Here is a 19,083-nt window from a genome sequence, read left to right as displayed (position 1 = left end):
GCGCGGGCCGGCCGGAAACCCTCGTCCGGCACGGTGTGGTCACATTGGCGCGTCGAGGCCGCGTCCGGGCGCCCGGCGCCCGAGGTCCCCCGGTCAGAGCTGGTTCGGCGTGACGCCCAGCCAGGTCCGGTGCAGTTCGACGTGCCTCCCGTCGGCGCGCATCGCCGCCAGCACCTCGTTCGCCACGTCGAGCAGGGCGGTGTTCCCCCGGCGCACCGCGAACCCGTACTGCTCACCGGTGTCGATCTGCACCTTCACCGAGGTGTCCCGGTAGACCCGCGCGAACCCGTAGAGCGGGCCGTTGTCGGAGAGCACGGCGTCGACCAGGCCCGAGCGCACCGCCGAGGTGAGTTCCGTCTGGTCGGGGAACCGCACCAGCTCCACCAGCGAACCGTTGCGCTCGTTGTGGTCGACGGCGTACGCCTCGCCGGTGGTGCCCTCCTTGACACCGAGCCGACGCCCGTGCAGATCCGCCATACCGGTGATCTCCTCGTGCACGCCCGCGAGCAGGGCTTGGCTCGAGTTGAAGTAGGGCTCGCCGAAGTCGACGTCCCGCGCCCGTTCCTCGGTGATGGTGACCCCGCTGATCGCGATGTCGCAGACGCCGTCGTCGAGGTCGGCCCCACTGGTGATCCGGGCGAAGGAGGTCTCGACGATCTCCTGCTCCACCCCGAGTTCCTCGGCGATGAACCCACCCAGGTCGATGTCGAAGCCGACGATCTCCCCGGAGTCGGGGTCGCGGAACTCGAAGGGTTCGAAGGGCAGCCGGACACACGTGGAGAGCGTGCCCGGCCGCACCAGCTCGACCCGGGGGTCCGCACCACCCACCGCGCTCCCGCCGTCCACCGGCTCCCCGCCGCACCCCGCGACGAGCAGAGCCGGGACGGCCAGCAGGACGAACGCGCGACGGAGCGACGACCGCGACACGGAGACCCCCACACACTTGTCCGGGCGAAAACGTGCGCATCCTCGCACCCGGAAGCGCGATCTGAGAACAGTTGACGCGAAACCGTGTTCTCCGTTTCCCGACCGGTCACCTTCCGTCGCCGGAGGTATCACTCACGCGAACCACAAGGAATGATCTTGTCAGAATTCTCGAGCTTCTCCGTGAGCGGTTTTCGACCGCCGGACATCACCCCCGGGCGTGTGCCGCGAGGACCATCGCCACCGCCGTCGTCACCCGCGCCGCGTAGGCCAGGTGCAGCGACTCGTCGGGGACGTGCGCGTTGCTGCCGGGGCCCAGCGCTCCGGTCACCACGAACTGCGCGGACGGGTAGGCGTCCTGGAGCAGTCCCATGAACGGGATCGACCCGCCCAGTCCCAGCGTCAGCCACGGGGCCCCGAACACCTCCGCGCCGGCCCGGTCCAGGGCCGAGCGCAGCCAGGGCGCCAGGTCGGGCGCGTTCCAGCCGGGTCCGCACTCCGTCCGGCTCAGCTCGACGGACGCCCCGTAGGGCACGTCCGAGGTGAGGGCGGCGCTCACGGCCGCCAGCGCGGCCTCGGGGTCGGCGGTCGGCGGCAGGCGGAAGCTCAGCGCCAGCGTGGTCTGGGGCCGCAGCACGTTGCCCGCCTCCGCCGGGGTGGGCAGCCCGTCGCCGCCGATCACGGACAGGGTGGGGCGCCACGTGTTGTTGAGCGCCTGCTCCAGCGGGTCGTCCACCACCGGCCGCACCCCCTCGGGCAGGGGGACGTTGTCGAGGACCAGCGTGGGAACGGCGTCCAGGGCGGCCCTGGTCTCGGCGACCCGGTCGGCTGGGACCTCCACCACCAGCTCGGGCAGCAGGACCTCCCCCGTGGCCGAGTCCTCGAGCCTGTCGAGGAGCTGCCGGAGCACGCGGAACGAGCTCGGGGCGACCCCGCTCGCCAGCCCCGAGTGCTGACCGGCGTCGAGCACGCGGACGGTGACGGTGACCTGCGCCATCCCGCGCAGCGAGGTGGTCAGCCACAGCCGCTCGTAGTCACCGGCCCCGGAGTCCAGGCACACCACCAGCTCGACCTCGCCGAGCTCGGGGCGGAGGTGCTCCAGGTAGGCGGGCAGGTCCGGCGAACCGGACTCCTCCCCCGTCTCCAGCAGCACGACCGCCCGGCCGTGGTCGGCGCCCAGCTCACGGACCGCCTCGAGCGCCGCGACCGCGGCGTACCCGGCGTAGCCGTCGTCCGCCGCCCCCCGCCCGTACAGGCGGCCGTCCCTGAGCACCGGGGTCCAGGGCCCCAGGCCCTCCGACCAGCCGCCGACCGGCGGCTGCTTGTCCAGGTGGCCGTAGAGCAGGACCGTCCCCCGGTCCACGGCCGCCTCGGTGGGCGCGACGTCGATGAGGAGCACCGGTGTGCGCCCGGGCAGCCGCACGGTGCGGACGGTGGCTTCCGCCGCGATCGGGCGCTGGGCGAGCCACGCCCTGACGTGGTCGATGGCGGCGTCGAGCTGGCCGTTCGCCTCCCAGTCCTCGTCGAAGACCGGGGAGAGGGCGGGGATGGCGACCAGCTCGGACAGGCTGGGCACGACGTCCTCGGTCCACCGGCGTTCGACGGCCTCGGAGAGGGCCTCGGTGGACGGGGTGGAGGCGGGGCGCGGGGTTGTCTCAGGCACGTGCCAGATCCTCGGCCCCGGTACCGGTACCACGCAAGGGCCACCGCGGCCGGCCGGAGCACCGGGGCCGTTCCCGCAGGTAGGACGAGGTCCGTCTGTCGGAACCCCGCTTAGTCGGAGCACGCGTAGTCGGAACCACTCTTAGTAGGAACCACGATCTCTTAGCCAGGAAAAAGAGCTGTGTTCGGGCTCACGGTCCGGGCTCGCGCCATGCCAATATGGCGGAAGCGATCCGTCAGCGCCGACGATCGGCATCCCGTCCCACCAGGGCGGTGATCTCGTCTGTCGGCGTACCCGCGCTCACGGCCACAAGCCAGGACGCGCGGCCCCACCTTGAGGGAGACACGTATGTCGTCGCCGGAGTACTGGACGAAACCCCAGCCGCCCGACGCGGCTGGGCCGGAGTCACCGTCAGGGAGTCCCCCAGCCGCCACAGCGGCCCGACCCACGGCGGAGCAAGTGATAGCCGGACTACGCGCCACCAGCGAAGGTGGCCCCGACCTCGTGCAGCTGCTGACCCCCGAGGGGGAGCGGGTGGCGCACCCCCACTTCGACATCGACATCACGCCCGACGAGCTGCGCGGGCTGTACCGGGACATGGTCCTGGTCCGTCGAGCCGACCGCGAGTCCAACGCGCTCCAGCGGCAGGGCCAGCTGGGCATCTGGGTCCCGCTGCTGGGCCAGGAAGCCGCGCAGATCGGCGCCGGCCGGGCGATGCGCCCCAGGGACATGGCCTTCCCCAGCTACCGGGAGCACGGAGTGGCCTGGTGCCGGGGCATCGACCCCACCGAGCTGCTCGGCATCTTCCGGGGCACCGACCACGGCAGCTGGGACCCGATGGCCACCCGCTTCCACCCCTACACGATCGTCATCGGCAACCAGTGCCTGAACGCGGTCGGCTACGCCATGGGCCAGCGGTTCGACGGTCGGATCGGTGACGGGCACGACAGCGCCGACGCCGAGGCCACCGTCGTCTTCTTCGGCGACGGCGCGACCAGCCAGGGCGACGTGAACGAGGCCTTCGTCTGGGGCGCCGTCTACGACGCCCCCGTCGTCTTCTTCTGCCAGAACAACCAGTGGGCCATCTCCGAACCGATGGAGCGGCAGAGCCGCATCCCCCTCTACCAGCGGGCCAGCGGCTACGGCTTCCCCGGGATCCGGGTTGACGGCAACGACGTGCTGGCCACGCTCGCCGTCACGCGGTGGGCGTTGGAGGAGTGCCGCAGCGGGAACGGGCCGGTCCTCATCGAGGCCTTCACCTACCGGATGGACGCCCACACGACCTCCGACGACCCCAGCCGCTACCGGCTGGCCGACGAACTGGAGGCGTGGAAGCTCAAGGACCCGATCGAGCGGGTCAAGGCGTACCTGCACCGCCAGCAGTGGGCGGACGGCGACTACTTCGCGGAGGTCGAGCGGGAGTCCGACGCGCTGGCGGCCCGCCTGCGGGAGTACTGCCAACGGATGCCGGTCCCCTCCGCCGACCGCATGTTCTCCGAGGTGTACGCGAACGGCAGCAGCGCGGTCTCCGCCCAGCGCGACGAGTTCCTCACGTACCTGTCCCAGTTCGAGCAGACCGGAGGTGAGCGGTGATGACCGAGGTGGACGCCCGATCCCGTCCGCGCCCCGCCGACGGGTCCGACCCCGGGCAGGCCCCGAGCAAGGTGACGATCGGGAAGGCGCTGAACCTGGGTCTGCGCGCGGCGATGGAGCGCGACCCGAAGGTGATCCTCATGGGGGAGGACATCGGCCGGCTCGGCGGTGTCTTCCGGATCACCGACGGCCTCCAGAAGGACTTCGGTGAGCAGCGGGTGCTGGACACCCCGCTGGCCGAGTCCGGCATCGTCGGCGCCGCGATCGGCCTGGCGATCCGGGGCTACCGCCCGGTGTGCGAGATCCAGTTCGACGGCTTCATCTTCCCCGCCTTCGACCAGATCGTCAGCCAGCTGGCGAAGCTGAACTACCGCAGCCAGGGCCGCATCCGGATGCCGGTCGTCATCCGTGTTCCCTTCGGTGGTGGGATCGGCGCCGTCGAACACCACTCCGAGTCGCCCGAGTCGTACTTCGCCCACACCGCCGGGCTGAAGGTCGTCGCCTGTTCCAACCCGGTCGACGCCTACTGGATGATCCAGCAGGCCATCGAGTCCGACGAACCGGTGCTCTTCTTCGAGCCGAAGCGCCGGTACCACGAGAAGGCGGAGCTGGACCTCACCGCGACGCCCGTCCCGCTGCACTCCTCCCGGGTGCTGCGGCGGGGCGGCACGGCCACCATCGCCTGTTACGGGCCGATGGTGAAGACGTGCCTGGAGGCGGCCGAGTCCGCCGCCGAGCAGGAGGGGCACGACCTGGAGGTCATCGACCTCCGGACGCTCTCCCCCCTCGACCTGGAGCCGGTCCACGAGTCGGTGCGCCGCACCGGCCGGTTGGTGGTCGCCAGCGAGGCTCCCGGCGAGTCGTCCATCGCCTCCGAGATCGCGGCCAGGGTCCAGCAGGAGTGCTTCTACTCCCTGGAGGCACCCGTGGTCCGCGTCACCGGTTTCGACACCCCCTACCCGCCGAGCAAGCTGGAAGAGGAGTACCTGCCCGACCTGGACCGGGTGTTGCACGCCGTCGAGCAGTCGTTGGGCTGGTGAGGGAGAGCATGTCGCGCATCAAGCACTTCCCGCTGCCCGACACGGGCGAGGGCCTGACCGAGGCCGAGATCGTCAAGTGGCACGTCGGTCCCGGTGACACCGTCGAGGTCAACCAGACGATCGTCGAGATCGAGACGGTCAAGGCCGTCGTGGAACTGCCGTGCCCCTACGCGGGCACCGTCTCCGACCTCCTCGCCCCGGTCGGGCAGGTCGTCGAGGTCGGCGTGCCGATCATCGCGATCGACGTCGGTGGGGACGGGCCCCCGTCGGAGGCGGACGGCTCCTCCTCCGACGCGGGGGCCGGCCAGGAGTCGGACAACGGCAGGGTGGCCGCCCTCGTGGGTTACGGTGCCCGGACCGGGCCCGCTCGACGGCGGACCAGGAAGCAGGCCGCGCCTGCCCGACCGGAGCGGCCGGCAGCCTCCGCGTCGCCCGCCCCGGCGACCGCTCCGGCCCCGGACCCGGCGACCGCTCCGGCACCTCCCGAGGCGGAGCGGCGGACGGGCACCGTTCCGCTCGCGAAGCCGCCGGTGCGCAAGCTCGCCAAGGACCTGGGCGTCGACCTGCGCTCGCTGCGGGGCAGCGGGCCCGGCGGCGTGATCACCAGGGACGACGTGGAGAACGCCGTGGTCACCGAGCCCGAGGTGCCCACCTCGGGCGCCCCGTTCCAGCCCGAGGCCCCGGATCGGCGGGTCCCGGTGCGCGGGGTGCGGAAGGCGACCGCCCAGGCCATGGTGCGCAGCGCCTTCACCGCTCCCCATGTCACCGAGTTCCTCACCGTCGACGTGACGCCGATGATGGACCTGCGGGCCAGGCTGAGGAACCACCCGGACTTCCGGGACGTCAGGCTCACCCCGCTGGCCTTCGCCGCGAAGGCCGTGTGCCTCGCCGTGCGGCGCACCCCGGACGTGAACGCGGCCTGGGAGGAGGAGAGCGGCGAGATCGTCTACAAGTCCTCCGTGCACCTCGGTATCGCGGCGGCCACCCCGCGTGGCCTCGTCGTGCCGAAGGTCCGGGACGCGCACCGGCTGACGCTGCGCGAACTCGCGTCGGCGTTGGAGAACCTGGCCACGACGGCACGGGAGGGGAGGACGGCGCCGGCGGACATGTTGGGCGGCACCTTCACCATCACGAACGTGGGCGTGTTCGGGGTCGACACGGGAACGCCCATCATCAACCCCGGTGAGTCGGCGATCCTCGCGCTGGGTGCGATCCGCGACATGCCGTGGGTGGTGGACGGGCAGATCGTGCCCAGGAAGGTCTGCCAGCTGGCGCTGAGCTTCGACCACCGGGTGGTCGACGGGCAGCAGGGTTCCCAGTTCCTCGCCGACGTCGGCGCGCTGCTGGCCGACCCCGGGATGGCACTGACCTTCTGACCCCCCGGCCGGCAGGCAGGTCCGGGGAGCGGCGTGCCGCCGGGCGGCCCCACGAGGCCGCCCGGTGCGCTGTTCGCCGTGCGCCGCTCCCCGACATCCGGTCGGCGACCTCGCCGTTCCGGCTGCCCTCCGGCGAGCGGTGACGGGCCGACCCGGCTCGGGCGTCAGTCCAGCAGGGACCAGGTGGTGACGCAGCGGGCGGTGACCGTCACCTCCTGGGGCTCCAGGTTCAACTCGCGGACGTCCGGCGCCGCCCCGGAGCGGGCCGCCATCGGCGCGCCACCGTAGGCACCCCGTGGTTGCACCCGTTCCGCTTCCGCGTCGCTGATCCGCAGGAGGCTGCCCAGACGACGTCCCAGGGCGACCGCGTAGCCCTCCGCGCGGCGCCGCGCGTCGGCGACGGCGTTGTGCTGCGCCTCCCGCACGGCCTCGGCGTCCGAGGTCAGCTCCCAGTTCGGGCCGCTCAGGCTCTCGGGCTCCCGTGCGAGCAGTGCCGAGCTCAGCTCCTCCAGCGCTGCCGTGTCGGTGACCAGCAGCTGGTAGTGCTGCTCGGCCCGGCACCCGACCCGGCGGTTGCGTTCCCAGTTCGCGCGGACGGACAGCCGCCGGGAACGCACCGCCACTCCCGGACGGCGCAGCATCGCCTCGACATCACCGACCCGGCGTCCCAGCTCGTTGACCGCCGTGCTCCGGTCCTCCCCCGCCGCGGCGAAGGTGGCGACCAGCCACGCCCGATCGGCGATGCGGACGGCTTCTCCCGACCCGTGGGTCACTACCTCAGTCACGACATCCACCCAACCGTGGTCGCCGGCCGGGCGCAACGCTCCTGGCGGATGCCGGCGGCGGGGGTCGGGTGGGGTGACCGCCCGACGTAGGGGCGGCGGGGCCCTGGCTCCGGTGGCGACCGGGGCGGGCTCGCGCGACCCGCACCGCCCACTCGCCGACCGGTTCCCTGGCACGCGCGCGGGACGCGCACCGGGCGGACGCTATTACCTGGGTATCGGTCGTCCGGCCCGGAACGTTAGCCACCGGACAATCTTCGGCATGTGGACCATGTCACCGACGAATCGGGTGAATCTTGGCCCGCGATGGGCCATAATAGGAATCGAACATCAAGTCAACACACAAAGAGGTCACGATCACCATGAACATCGCCGCCACCCTTCGAGCCCGCCGTGCCCGGAACCGTGGCCGCCGCGCGATCCAGCGCGCCATCGACAACGCCGCGAGCAGCCCGGCGCTGCGCGACGAGCTGTTGATGATCCAGCAGCGCCACGAGACGATCCAGCGCTGACCCCCCGAGACCACCCCCAACCAGTTCGGTGACGTGGCTCACAAAGTCCGTGGGTGTAACACGTTCGGGTGGTCTTACGATGAGCATTGTGACCCTGCGGTGCTGGCGGACCCCCGACCTGGCAGCACTGCGGGGTCTTCCAATTTCCAGGTCACCCTCCCGCTGACCAGCGGAACACTTCCCCCGCCCCGGTACGCACCGACTCCGAGGCGGGATGTCACCTCCACCGCGTTCGTGGAGGCCGACCGCCCCACGCCCCCTCCAGCCCGTACGGGCGGCACGTCACGCCCTCCACCCGGACGACGTCGGGCGCCGAGGACGCGGACGAACGACGCCGAGGGGACGCAAGGGTCACCTCCCCGGGCAGCCGGCACCTCCCCGGGCAGCCCTGGCCCCGCCCCCGGGTTCCCGGGCCAACGTCGGCACCTCGCGGTCCGCGCACGGGCAGGACCGCCATCGCCGCGGCCCACCCCGCGCTCGCGGCGGGACGACCCCCACGCGGGACGACACGGCGCCGGAGCCGTCCGGCCCGCTGGCACCGCCCCAACCGGTACGAGCCTCAGCCGGCACCGCGCTCCCGACCACTCACCGCCGCCCGGTGAGGTGGCTCGGCTCCGGGCGGCGCTGGCCGAAGTCCACCCCCTCGGCACGGGCGAGCACGACGTCGACCGAGGCGAACCCGCGCCCGGCCGGGACGCCGTCGCGGAGGCACCCCGAGCGACGACCCGGCCCCAACGGCCGGGGCCGCCGGACCCCCGCCCGGATCAGGCGGGGCGCAGCACGATCTCGGTCGTCAGCCCGTCAGCGGGTGTCGACAGCGCCTGGCCGACCGCCCTGGCCACCGTCTCCGGCCGCAGGTAGTGCTCCGGCACGTAGTCGGTCCCCTCGGCCGCCCGCACCTGGCGCTGCATGTCCGTGGCCACCCGCCCCGGGAAGACGGAGGTGACCCGGACGCCGTGCTCCCGCTCCTCGACCCCCAACGCGTCCGCGAAGGCGCGCAACGCGTGCTTGCTGGCCGCGTAGGAACCCCACCCCGGGTTCGGGGGCCGCAGCCCCGCTCCCGAGTTGACGAGCACCACGTGCCCCCCGGCCGCCCGCAACGCCGGAAGCAACAGCCTCGTCAGCTCCACGACGGCGATCACGTTGACCTCCATCGTCCGCCGCCAGACCTCACCACCCTGGTCGGCGATGGCACCGATCTCGGCGACTCCCGCGCTGTGCACCAGGACGTCGAGCCGGTCGATGCCGCGCACCGCGTCCGCCAGCGAGGCCGCATCGGTCAGCTCCACCGCGAACGGCTCCGCACCCTCCACGGAGGACACGGTCTCGTGGAGCGTCGGCGTGTCCCGGCCACCGAGCAACAGCCGGTGCGTCGGCGCCAACTCCCGGGCGACGGCGGCACCCACCCCTCGGGAGGCGCCGGTGATCAGGGCTAGGGGACGAGAGGAAGTCATGGCCCCGACCGTATTCGTCCCACGGCCGACCCGTCCGACCGAGTCCGGGGTCCCGGGGTCACTCCCGTGCCTCGTCCGGCCGACCCGACCAGACGGGGGCCGTCCCGCACCCGTCGCGACGGCCAGCCAGACGGGGCCGGGCTGGTGGTGGGGGCGCCCCGCCCCGAACCGGGGGCGCCCCGGCTCGTCACCGGCCGATCCGGCCGACTCCCCGTCCACCCGGGCCGGTGCGCCACACCCCCACCACCGACGGGCGGGGGTTCGCGCCACCACCGTCCGGCCAGTCCGAGCCCGGCCGTTCCGCGCTCGACCCGTCGATCTCCCCCGGGTGCTGCACGCAGACCGTGACGAGGTCCTCGGTGACGATCGGTCCACACGCCTCCGCACCCCGGGGGACGGTGAGGAACAGCTTCAGCTCACCTCGGCGTTCGCCCTCGGTGGGGACCACGTACAGCCCGTCGTTGATGCCGAGCGCCCCGGTGGAGTCGGTGGAGATCCACAGGTTCCCGTGGTCGTCGAAGGCCAGGTTGTCCGGGCTGGTGATCGGACTGACCTGGCTCTTGTCGAAGCCCGCGAAGTAGGTGTCCGGCGACTCCGGGTCACCGCACACCAGCAGCAACCGCCACCGGAACGTGGTCGCGGCCGCGTCCCCGCCGGCCTCCTCCCACTCCAGCACGTGACCGTGCTTGTTCCCCGCTCGCGGGTTGGCCTCGTCCGGGCCGGCGCTGCCGGCGGCACCCCGGTTCGCGTTGTTCGTCAACGCCGCGTACACCCGCCCGGTGACCGGGTTCGCCTCGACGTCCTCGGGCCGGTCCATCTTGGTCGCGCCGACCCGGTCGGCGGCCAGGCGGGTGAAGACGTACACCTCCTCCGCGGTCATCCCCGGCACGAGGGAACGGTCGCCCCTGGCCAGCGGGACCCACTCGCCGGTCCCGCCGAACTCGCCGTCGGCGGGCAACGCCCCGGAACCGTCGATCTCCTCGGCGGGGCTGTCGCCCGTCAGCCTCGCCACGTACAGGGTTCCGTCGTCGAGCAGGCGCATGTTGTGCCGGCGGGCCGCCCGGGTGTTCCCGGGCACCATCCGCCCCCGGGAGACGAACTTGTAGAGGTAGTCGAAGCGCTCGTCGTCCCCCTGGTACGCCACGGCCCGGCCGTCCTCGGTCAGCCGGATGGTGGCGCCCTCGTGCTTGAACCGGCCCAGGGCGGTGTGCTTGACGGGAGTCGAGTCGGGGTCGCTCGGGTCGACCTCGACCACCCAGCCGAACCGGTTGACCTCGTTCGGTTCGACCGCGAGGTCGAACCTGTCGTCGAACCGCTCCCACTTGCGGGTGCTGGCGCCGCCACTGATGCCGTAACGCGCCAGCCGTTCCGCGGCCACCGGGTCTGTCACCTGGTCGGCGTTGCCGAAGTACTGGTTGAAGTTCTCCTCGCCCGAGAGCACCGTGCCCCAGGGCGTGACGCCGCCGGCGCAGTTGTTCAGCGTGCCGAGCACGGTGCGCCCGGTCGGGTCGGCCGACGTCCGCAGCAGCTCGCTGCCCGCCGCCGGACCGGTCAGTTCGAACGGGGTGCGGACGGTGATGCGGCGGCCGTACCGGCTGGGCACGACCCGCAGCCCGCCGGCCACCGGGTCCCGCAGCGCCCGCACCACCGACAGGCCGTGCGCGGCCCAACCGATGCGCACCTGCTCCTCGGTCGGGTCGTCCGGGTCGTAACCCCGGAACATCTCCGGTTCGGTGGTGTACTCGTGGTTGACGACCAGCCAGTTGTCCTGGCCCAGCGCGTCCCGGGGGATCAGACCGGCGAAGTCGCAGTTGTACCCGAACTGCGCCTCCTGCGCGGCGGCCGTCTGGTGGTCGAAGTCGAACCGGGGCGCGTCCCCGACCACGGGGTCACCCCAGCGGATGATCACCTGCTGCCGGTAGCCGGTCGGGATCACCACCGCGTCCTCGGTGTTCGGCGTGACCGACTCGAAGTCCGTGCCGATCGCGGGCCCCGAACCACCGCCGCGGGCCGTGGCCTGGCTGCCGCCGGGCCCGGCCGCCGCCTGGCCGGCCGTCATCGCCAGCGCCCCACCACCGACGGTCACCACGGCGGCGGCACGCAGCACACCGCGCCGGCTCATCGCCGTGCGGACGAGGTCACCGAAGTACGGGTTGTCGGAACGGTTGGGGGCGTCGTGCGCGCAGGCGTCGGCGCAGCGGTACCGGCAGGTGATGCCCGAGCGGCCGCCGACGTGCCCGGCGGCGAGCGGCAGGGGGATGGTGCGGCGTTCTCCGGGTGGCGGGATGGACACGGGGTCCTCCGGGGAGCTCGGCGACGGGAACGAGCCGACCGTAGGAGCGGCGGCCGTCCGCGAGGTGAACGACGGGGGAACACCACGCCGCGCCCACGCGAGCATCGTGCCGCCAGGCTTCCGCCGCCACCGACCGAGCGGTGCCACCACCCAGCCGGGGGCCGGGGATGTCCCGACCGCCACCGGACGACCGCGAGTACGAGATCGGCGCCATCGCCCGCCACCTCCCGCTCGTGGCCCCGGCGGGAGGTGGAGCACGACCGCTCGCACCGCCGGCCTCGCCCGCGCGTCGAACCAGGGCTGGCGGACCCGAACCCACCGGGGCCTGGGCGGTCTCCTCGTCCAGCCAGGACAGGTAGGCCGGGTTCCCTCGGGTGATGGGGCTGACGATCACTTCGGGCACGTCGTAGCCGTGGGTGGAACGCGGGTGCTCCACCAACCGGTCGGTGGCGGCGGCCGTGGTCTTGCGGACGACCTGCCACTCCTGGTCCGTCCGCACCTCGCCCTCCCACCGGTGGACGCTGACGACGGGCCCGACCACCCGCGCGCACGCCGGCAGCCGTGCTTCGACGGCGCCACGTGCCAGCTCCTGGGCCTGGTCAGCGGAATCCCACGGTGGTCACCACGACGTTGTGACTCGTGAGGCCAATGCTCCCAGCGGGGTCGACGCCCGACCCCGCGCGGCCGCCACCGCCCTCGGCGGCCGCCGACCCGAACCCCTGGCCGGTCGCCGTCCCGCTGCCACGCCGCCCGCCCGCCGGTCGAGCCCGCCGCGCGCCGCCGGCGGCACGCGACCTTGGCCAGCCCGCACCCGGCGACCCGGGCACCCACCCGGGGACCGCGTCGGGTCCACACCCGGTGTCCGGCGACCGCGGGGCAGAGCAGACGGGGGCCACGCGTCCGCGTGGCCCCCGTCATCCGCGACGCGGGTGGATCACTCGTCGATCTCGCCCCGGATGAACGACTCGACCTTGTCGCGGGCCACCGAGTCCGAGTACTGGGTGGGCGGCGACTTCATCAGGTAGGACGACGCCGAGTACACCGGGCCGGCCACCCCTCGGTCCTTGGCGATCTTCGCGGCGCGCACGGCGTCGATGATGATGCCGGCGGAGTTGGGGGAGTCCCAGACCTCCAGCTTGTACTCGAGGTTCAGCGGCACGTCACCGAAGGCCCGGCCCTCCAGCCGCACGTAGGCCCACTTGCGGTCGTCCAACCACTCCACGTAGTCGGAGGGACCGATGTGCACGTTGCGCTTGCCGAGGTCCCGGTCGACCTGGGAGGTGACGGACTGCGTCTTGGAGATCTTCTTGGACTCCAGCCGGTCGCGCTCCAACATGTTCTTGAAGTCCATGTTGCCGCCGACGTTCAGCTGCATGGTCCGGTCGACCTGCACGCCCCGGTCCTCGAAGAGCCTGGTCAGCACCCGGTGGGTGATGGTCGCCCCCACCTGGGACTTGATGTCGTCCCCGACGATCGGCACCCCGGCCGCCCTGAACCGCTCGGCCCACTCCGGGTCGGAGGCGATGAACACCGGCAGCGCGTTCACGAAGGCCACGCCCGCCCTGATGGCGGCGTCGGCGTAGAACAGCGCGGCTTCCTCGGACCCCACGGGCAGGTAGCAGACGAGGACGTCGGCCTCGCTCTGCCGCAGGGCCTCCACCACGTCGACCGGCTTCTCGTCCGACTCCTCGATCGTCTCGCGGTAGTAGCGACCGAGGCCGTCGAGGGTGTGGCCGCGCTGCACGGTGACACCCACCGGGGGGACGTCGCAGATCTTTATGGTGTTGTTCTCGCTGGCGACGATGGCCTCGGCGAGGTCGTGGCCGACCTTCTTGGCGTCCACGTCGAAGGCCGCGACGAACTCGATGTCCCGGACGTGGTAGTCACCGAACTGCACGTGCATCAGCCCGGGCACGTTGGTGTCGGGAGCCGCCTCCCGGTAGTAGTGCACGCCCTGCACCAGCGACGCCGCGCAGTTGCCGACGCCGACGATTGCCACCCGTACGCTGCGGCGTTCTCCGCCCATGGCCGGGTCCTCCTTCACTCTGTCTTCCAAGACCGGTGTGCTGTGCGGCTGGCTCACGCCAGCCCTGGTCGGGCCGGGAACCCTCACGGCTCCCGCTCCCGCGGCGCGGTGTCCCGCTCGGCCTCGTGTCCCGCCTGGCCGTCTCCCGCCTGGCTCTGGGGCTCCGGGGCGACGTTCGGCCTCTCCTCGTCCCGTTCGTGCGCGATCAACTCGTTCAGCCACCGCACCTCGCGGTCGGAGGTCTCCAACCCCATCCGGTGCAACTCCCGCGTGTACCGGTCGATCTGCTGCCCGGCCCTCGCGAGCGCGGCCCGCAGGCCCTCCCGGCGTTCCTCCACATGCCGCCGACGGCCCTCGAGGATGCGCATCCGCACCTCCGCGGGTGTGCGGGAGAAGAAGGCGAGGTGCACCCCGAAGGACGCGTCCTCCCAGGTCTGCGGTCTCACGTCCGCGACGAGGTCGGCGAAGCGTTCCTTGCCTTCCGGGGTGAGCCGGTACACCTTCCTGGCGCGTCGCCCCCACGCTCGGGGCGGAGCGTCCTCACCGTCCTCGGCGATGAGTTCGGCACGTTGCAGTCGCCGCAGCGTGGGGTACAGGGAGCCGTAGGAGAACGCCCGAAACCCGCCGAGGAGCGTGAAGAGGCGCTTCCGGAGCTCGTACCCGTGCATCGGCGCCTCATGCAACAGGCCGAGGACAGCCAGTTCCAGCACAACACCCCCGATCCACTCACCCAGGTACGGTGCATCGTCGACACTGACTGATGCGTCGCTCCACTATATCGCGTCGATACATCGGGTGCGTACTTGTGAGCGGCCCCGCGCGGTGCGCTCCGTCACGGTCCGCGCGGGCGGCAGCCGAAGGACCCCCGATCAGCGCATGGCCCCCCTTCCCCGGGCACGTACGCTGTTCTCGTGCGGACCCAACGACAGGTGGTGGACTACGCGTTGCAGCGCAGGGCGCTGCTCGCCGACGTGCACTCGGGTCGAGTCGGGGTGATGGAGGTCTGCGACGCCAGCCCGTACCTGCTGCGGGCGGCGAAGTTCCACGGCGAGCCAAGCGACGTGACCTGCCCGATGTGCCGGAAGGAGTTGCTGACCAGGGTTTCCTGGATCTACGGCGACGAACTCAAGCACGCCGCGGGGTCGGCGCGGGCGCCACAGGAACTGGCGCGGATGGCGACCATGTTCGAGGAGTTCTCGGTATACGTGGTCGAGGTCTGCCGGACGTGCGGCTGGAACCACCTGGTGCAGTCATACGTCTTGGGAGGGCGCGGATCGCGCGACGGCGGTTCCCGGCGGTGGACGGCCGCCGAGTGAGCACACCGTGACCACCACCAGCGCCGAGAACACACCGGAACCGCCGAGAACGCCGAACGACGTGCCAGGATGGGGCGTCAGTTTGGGAGGCCCTACTCGTGAACGACGCACATGACAACCGGTCGCAGGGTGACCGGGAACCCCGGTCGCCGCAGGGCGGCCCCGCACCCCGGGGACCGCGTGACGAACGCCACCCCGGTGGTGCACGTCATGATGTGAATGATCCACCGAGTGGCCACGCCCCCCGCGAGGGGGGTCCGGCGAACCACGGCCCCGGCGGAGACCAGCCGCCGTCCTGGCCGGGAGGAGGCGCGCAGCGCCCGCCGCAGCCGCCGCACGGCCCCGGCCCGCATCCACCACGGCCCGGCCCGGGAGGACAACGGCCACCCGCCGGCCCCGGTCAGCCGCCGCCGTCCGGCCGCCCTCCGGGTACGCCCCCTGGCGGCCAGCCCATCAGCGGCCCGCCGCCCGGTGCACCCCACGGGGCGGCCGGCGCGCCACCCTCCCTGAGCGGCCAGTTGGGCGGTTCGCCGCCCCCCGCCGGTCCGCCGGGAGGCCAGCGCCCCTCCGCCCCGAACGCCGGGCCGCAGGGGCAGAACCCGCCCCCGGGCCAGCAGCCCCAGCGCCCTCCGGCCCAGCCCGGGCCGGGTCACCAGAGGCCGGCGGGCGCGCCCGCCGGCCAGCAGCGCCCGGGCGGTCCGCCGCCCCAGCAGCCGCCGGGAGCACCGCAGCCACCCCAGGCCCCCGGCGGCCCGGGTGGTCGACCCCCGCAACCGCCGCCCCCGGCGCGCACCAGGGCACCCCCGGCAACCCGCAGCACGGCCCCGGCGCGCAGGGCGGTGCCCCGCAGAACCGGCCGGAACCCGGTGACCAGCCCAACCGCGTGGACCGCGCTCTCAACGGCCCCTCGGCCAGCCCTCAGGGCAGGCCCGGTGACCAGCCCGAGGGCGATCGACGCCCGCCACGAGGCCAGCAGGCCGGCGCGGCCGCCGCCGGAGCGCTCGGCGGCGCGGCCGCGGGCGCTGCCGCCGGCCACGCGGCGGCAGGCGGGCCGGGATCGCCGAACCAGGACCCGGCCACCCGGATGAACCAGCAACCGCCCGCCCCCGGAGGACACGGCCCCGGTCCGCAGGGTGGTCCAGGAGCGCCAGGTGGCCCCCCCGGTCCGCAGGGACCGGGTCAGGACGCCGCGACCCGGATGAACCAGGCACCCCCCGCTCCCGGCGGCACCCCGCCGGGTGGTCAGCCACCCCAGGGGCTGGGCACACCGCCCCGGAACGGCGCGGGGATGCCGCCCGGCGACGAGGCACCCACGACCGTCCTGCGCGAACGCCTGATCACCCACGAGGAGCCCCTCACCACCTCGGCGCACTCGCCGGGCTTCGACGACGGGGACGACCCCGACGACGAGGTCGACGAACTCGCCGCGAAGAAGGCCCGCAAGAAGAAGGTGTGGCGGCGCATCCGCCGCACCGGCTATGTCGCGGCGGCCCTGGCGTTCCTCGCCCCGGCCACCGCCTTCGCGGTCGGCTACTTCATGTGGGACGTGCCCGACCCCCAGGAGATCCTGTCCGGCCGCGACAAGACGGTGATCATCCAGTCCGAGGACGAGCGGGAGTTGATGCGCTACACCCCGCAGGCCGAGGACGGCGGTGACTTCCAGTTCGTGCCGGCCGAGGAGATCCCCGAGGTCCTCAAGCAGGCCATCATCTCGGTCGAGGACCAGTCGTTCGAGCGCAACAGCGGTTTCGACCCGGTCGGTATCGCCCGGGCCGCCATCACCGGCTACGGCGGCGGGTCCGGCCTGACGCAGCAGTACATCAAGCAGGCCACCCAGGAGATGGACTCCACCTACACCAGGAAGTTCAAGGAACTGGTGCTCTCGGTGAAGATCACCCAGGAGTTCAGCAAGGACAAGATCTTCGAGAGCTACATCAACATCATCACCTTCGGTCGGGGCACGACCGGGCCCTCCTCGGCGATGCAGGCCTACTTCGGCAGGGACGCGAAGCTGGAGGACATCACCCCGTCCCAGGCCGCCTTCCTGGCCGGGATGATCCAGCTGCCCTACAGCCACGACCCGGCCCGGTCCAGCCACGAGCACGCCGAGACGCGGTGGCAGCACGCGGTGAACAAGATGGTCGAGACGAACACCATCACCGCGGCCGAGGCCGAGACCATGGAGTACCCGATCGACACCCTGAAGGACCCGGAGGAGACCCGGGCCAGCGGGGTGAGCGCCACCGAGTACCTGCTGCGCGAGCAGATCATGCGGGAGCTGGACGCCAACGGCTACGGCATGGACGTGCTCCAGGAACGCGGCGCGACCGTCCGGACGACCATCGACCCGGCGGCCCAGCAGGCCGCGCGGGAGGCGGTCGAGCAGCGGTTGGCCACCGAACCGGCCCACTTCCGCAGCTCGCTGGTGGCGGTCGACCCGCAGACAGGCGGGGTCATCGCCTACATCGGTGGCGGTCTCAACCCGACCGGTGGCGAGGACACCGGCTGGGGGACCGGCATCGACTACGCGACGAGCCTCCAGCAGCCCGGTTCCTCCTTCAAGCCCTTCGTCACCCTCGCCGGCCTCATGCAGGGCAAGGGCCTGGGCGAGTGGTACGAGTCGCCCGACGTGATCGAACGCGAGGGCACCAGCTTCCGGAACTCCTCCAAGTGCGCCAGCACCACCTGGTGCACCGTGCGGGAGGCCACCGAGGTGTCGGCGAACACCCCGTTCATCGACATGGCGAACCAGTTCGGCACCAAGCGGGTGCGGGAGGCGGCCGTGTTCTCCGGCATCCCCGACGAGATCAACGGTGCCGAGACCATGGTGGAGCCGGGCAGCCAGGCCACCGCCCTCGGTATCGCCCTCGGCCAGTACCAGGTGCGCACCATCGACATGGCCGCCGCCTACGCCACCTTCGCCGCCGATGGCACCAAACGGGACCCGCACTTCGTCTCCAGCGTGATCTGGGAGGACACCGGTGAGGAGGTGCTCCTCAACGAGGAGGCCACCGCGGGCGTACCCGCCTTCGACCAGCAGGACACCGAGCACAACCGCCAGCTGGCCCGGAACCTGACCGAGAGCCTGTTGCCGGTCGCCGCCGCCAGCCAGCAGTCGCTGGCCGACGGGCGCCCGGTGGCGTCCAAGACCGGTACCCACCAGTTCGGCAACACCGACGGCAACGCCAAGGCCTGGATGGTCGGCTACACCCCGCAGATCTCCACCGCGGTGTGGGTCGGCTCCGACCAGGAGCAGGAGATGCGGGACGCCGCCGGGAACCCGTTGTACGGGCGGACCGTGCCCTCCGACATCTGGCGGGCCTTCATGGACGCCTACCTGGCGGACAAGCCGGTGGAGGACTTCCCGCAGGCGGTCGGCATCGGCACCCACCAGGCCGGTCCCTCGCCCGAGGAGATCGAGGCCAGCCGGCAGGCCGAGGAGGAGGCCGAGCGCCGCCGCCAGGAGGAGGAAGAGAACCGGGAGCGGGAGTCCGATGCCCCGGATCCCAGCCACACCGACGAGGAGTCCACCGAGCCCGAGGACACCGACCAACCCGATCCGGACCCGTCCGACGGCAACGACCAGCCTGATCCCGGCGGCCCGCCGCCAGGGGACTGCGAGGAACGCCCGTGGGAGTGCCACGGGCAGGGTGACGGCTGGGGTGACGGTCCGGACCGGGGCAGCAGGGGCCAGGTGCTGAACGGCTTCGGCTGGCGGTCGGACGACCCCCAGCTCACCACCACCCCGCAGCCGATCAGCTGACCACGGGACCAGGACCTCGTTCCCGTGCCAGCGGTCGGGTCGCCACCGCTGGCCGGGATCGGTGACTCCCTCCCCGGTCACCCGGCCAGCGGCCGCCACCACGGCGGGCACATCGTGCCGCCAGGGCCGGGTGGCGCCGAACGCCGGCGAGCCAGCCGCCACGCGGGCGTGCCGTCCCCACCAGGCGTCGCGGCCCCGGTCGAGCCTCGTCCCACGGCCGAACGCACGTCGTGAGATCCGGTCGACCGGTCAGATGGCTCCGGGGAGGGGCTCGCCGTGCCGGTCGATCCCGCCACGACGGGTCCGGGTGTCGGAGGGACGGGGGCGGCGGTCCGCTGCCT

Annotated in this window: 14 protein-coding genes; 6 read left to right on the top strand and 8 right to left on the bottom strand. The window is 72.6% G+C overall.

Annotated elements, in window-relative coordinates:
• Positions 1–93: 93 nt before the first annotated feature.
• Together G443_RS16575 and G443_RS16570 are read right to left on the bottom strand one after the other, a co-directional pair.
• Positions 94–927 (bottom strand): ABC transporter substrate-binding protein, encoded by an 834-nt coding sequence (locus G443_RS16575; protein ID WP_026417900.1) that lies wholly within the window; start codon positions 925–927, stop codon positions 94–96.
• A 205-nt stretch (positions 928–1,132) separates the two neighbouring features.
• Complete coding sequence (locus tag G443_RS16570) at positions 1,133–2,587, bottom strand: M20/M25/M40 family metallo-hydrolase (RefSeq protein ID WP_026417899.1); 1,455 nt, start codon at positions 2,585–2,587, stop codon at positions 1,133–1,135.
• A 348-nt stretch (positions 2,588–2,935) separates the two neighbouring features.
• On the opposite strand from G443_RS16570, the gene pdhA reads away from it, so the two are divergent.
• Genes pdhA through G443_RS16555 form a run of 3 tightly spaced genes read left to right on the top strand, consistent with a single transcriptional unit; the run spans position 2,936 to position 6,596 of the window.
• On the top strand, positions 2,936–4,180 hold the full coding sequence (gene pdhA / locus G443_RS16565) for a pyruvate dehydrogenase (acetyl-transferring) E1 component subunit alpha (RefSeq protein ID WP_081715281.1): 1,245 nt from the start codon (positions 2,936–2,938) through the stop codon (positions 4,178–4,180).
• Positions 4,180–5,220: an alpha-ketoacid dehydrogenase subunit beta gene (locus tag G443_RS16560; RefSeq protein WP_026417897.1), complete on the top strand. Its 1,041-nt coding sequence runs from the start codon at positions 4,180–4,182 to the stop codon at positions 5,218–5,220. The genes pdhA and G443_RS16560 overlap by 1 nt, the downstream gene beginning before the upstream one ends.
• Before the next feature lie 8 nt (positions 5,221–5,228).
• Entirely contained in the window at positions 5,229–6,596 is a 1,368-nt protein-coding gene (locus tag G443_RS16555) for a dihydrolipoamide acetyltransferase family protein (RefSeq protein ID WP_026417896.1), read from the top strand.
• A 164-nt stretch (positions 6,597–6,760) separates the two neighbouring features.
• Here G443_RS16555 and G443_RS16550 read toward each other — a convergent pair whose 3' ends face one another.
• Positions 6,761–7,381 (bottom strand): SIMPL domain-containing protein, encoded by a 621-nt coding sequence (locus G443_RS16550; protein WP_035275418.1) that lies wholly within the window; start codon positions 7,379–7,381, stop codon positions 6,761–6,763.
• Positions 7,382–7,740: 359 nt separating this feature from the next.
• Between G443_RS16550 and G443_RS16545 the strand changes: the two genes are divergently transcribed.
• Positions 7,741–7,890: a hypothetical protein gene (locus tag G443_RS16545; protein WP_169731680.1), complete on the top strand. Its 150-nt coding sequence runs from the start codon at positions 7,741–7,743 to the stop codon at positions 7,888–7,890.
• Positions 7,891–8,654: 764 nt separating this feature from the next.
• Here the strand turns inward: G443_RS16545 and G443_RS16540 are convergent.
• The 5 genes from G443_RS16540 to G443_RS16520 form a co-directional block, all read right to left on the bottom strand.
• Positions 8,655–9,344, bottom strand: coding sequence for an SDR family oxidoreductase (locus G443_RS16540; protein ID WP_026417894.1), 690 nt, complete (start codon positions 9,342–9,344; stop codon positions 8,655–8,657).
• Between the two features lie 187 nt (positions 9,345–9,531).
• Positions 9,532–11,598 (bottom strand): PhoX family protein, encoded by a 2,067-nt coding sequence (locus G443_RS16535; RefSeq protein WP_272500737.1) that lies wholly within the window; start codon positions 11,596–11,598, stop codon positions 9,532–9,534.
• Positions 11,483–12,196, bottom strand: coding sequence for a divalent-cation tolerance protein CutA (gene cutA, locus G443_RS25535; protein WP_308208890.1), 714 nt, complete (start codon positions 12,194–12,196; stop codon positions 11,483–11,485). The genes G443_RS16535 and cutA overlap by 116 nt, the downstream gene beginning before the upstream one ends.
• A 375-nt stretch (positions 12,197–12,571) precedes the next feature.
• On the bottom strand, positions 12,572–13,663 hold the full coding sequence (locus tag G443_RS16525; RefSeq protein WP_026417891.1) for an inositol-3-phosphate synthase: 1,092 nt from the start codon (positions 13,661–13,663) through the stop codon (positions 12,572–12,574).
• A gap of 83 nt (positions 13,664–13,746) precedes the next feature.
• Positions 13,747–14,373, bottom strand: coding sequence for a PadR family transcriptional regulator (locus tag G443_RS16520; protein WP_035291497.1), 627 nt, complete (start codon positions 14,371–14,373; stop codon positions 13,747–13,749).
• A 201-nt stretch (positions 14,374–14,574) separates the two neighbouring features.
• On the opposite strand from G443_RS16520, the gene G443_RS16515 reads away from it, so the two are divergent.
• Together G443_RS16515 and G443_RS25120 are read left to right on the top strand one after the other, a co-directional pair.
• On the top strand, positions 14,575–14,979 hold the full coding sequence (locus tag G443_RS16515; protein ID WP_026417890.1) for a DUF5318 family protein: 405 nt from the start codon (positions 14,575–14,577) through the stop codon (positions 14,977–14,979).
• 1,198 nt (positions 14,980–16,177) lie between these two features.
• Entirely contained in the window at positions 16,178–18,742 is a 2,565-nt protein-coding gene (locus G443_RS25120) for a transglycosylase domain-containing protein (RefSeq protein ID WP_162147277.1), read from the top strand.
• The last annotated feature ends 341 nt before the right edge of the window (positions 18,743–19,083 follow it).

The organism is Actinoalloteichus caeruleus DSM 43889, from assembly GCF_000429185.2.
GTDB classification, from domain to species: domain Bacteria; phylum Actinomycetota; class Actinomycetes; order Mycobacteriales; family Pseudonocardiaceae; genus Actinoalloteichus_B; species Actinoalloteichus_B caeruleus.
The sequence above is the reverse complement of the archived record's forward strand: the minus strand, read 5'-3'. Positions and strand labels throughout refer to the sequence as shown.

What these genes read in the sequence shown, in the direction of transcription:
- G443_RS16560 (WP_026417897.1), top strand. Translation starts at nt 4,180, where the DNA reads ATGACCGAGGTGGACGCCCGATCCCGTCCGCGCCCCGCCGACGGGTCC.
- G443_RS25120 (WP_162147277.1), top strand. Translation starts at nt 16,178, where the DNA reads ATGAACCAGGCACCCCCCGCTCCCGGCGGCACCCCGCCGGGTGGTCAG.
- G443_RS16555 (WP_026417896.1), top strand. Translation starts at nt 5,229, where the DNA reads ATGTCGCGCATCAAGCACTTCCCGCTGCCCGACACGGGCGAGGGCCTG.
- pdhA (WP_081715281.1), top strand. Translation starts at nt 2,936, where the DNA reads ATGTCGTCGCCGGAGTACTGGACGAAACCCCAGCCGCCCGACGCGGCT.
- G443_RS16540 (WP_026417894.1), bottom strand. Translation starts at nt 9,344, where the DNA reads ATGACTTCCTCTCGTCCCCTAGCCCTGATCACCGGCGCCTCCCGAGGG.
- G443_RS16525 (WP_026417891.1), bottom strand. Translation starts at nt 13,663, where the DNA reads ATGGGCGGAGAACGCCGCAGCGTACGGGTGGCAATCGTCGGCGTCGGC.
- G443_RS16545 (WP_169731680.1), top strand. Translation starts at nt 7,741, where the DNA reads ATGAACATCGCCGCCACCCTTCGAGCCCGCCGTGCCCGGAACCGTGGC.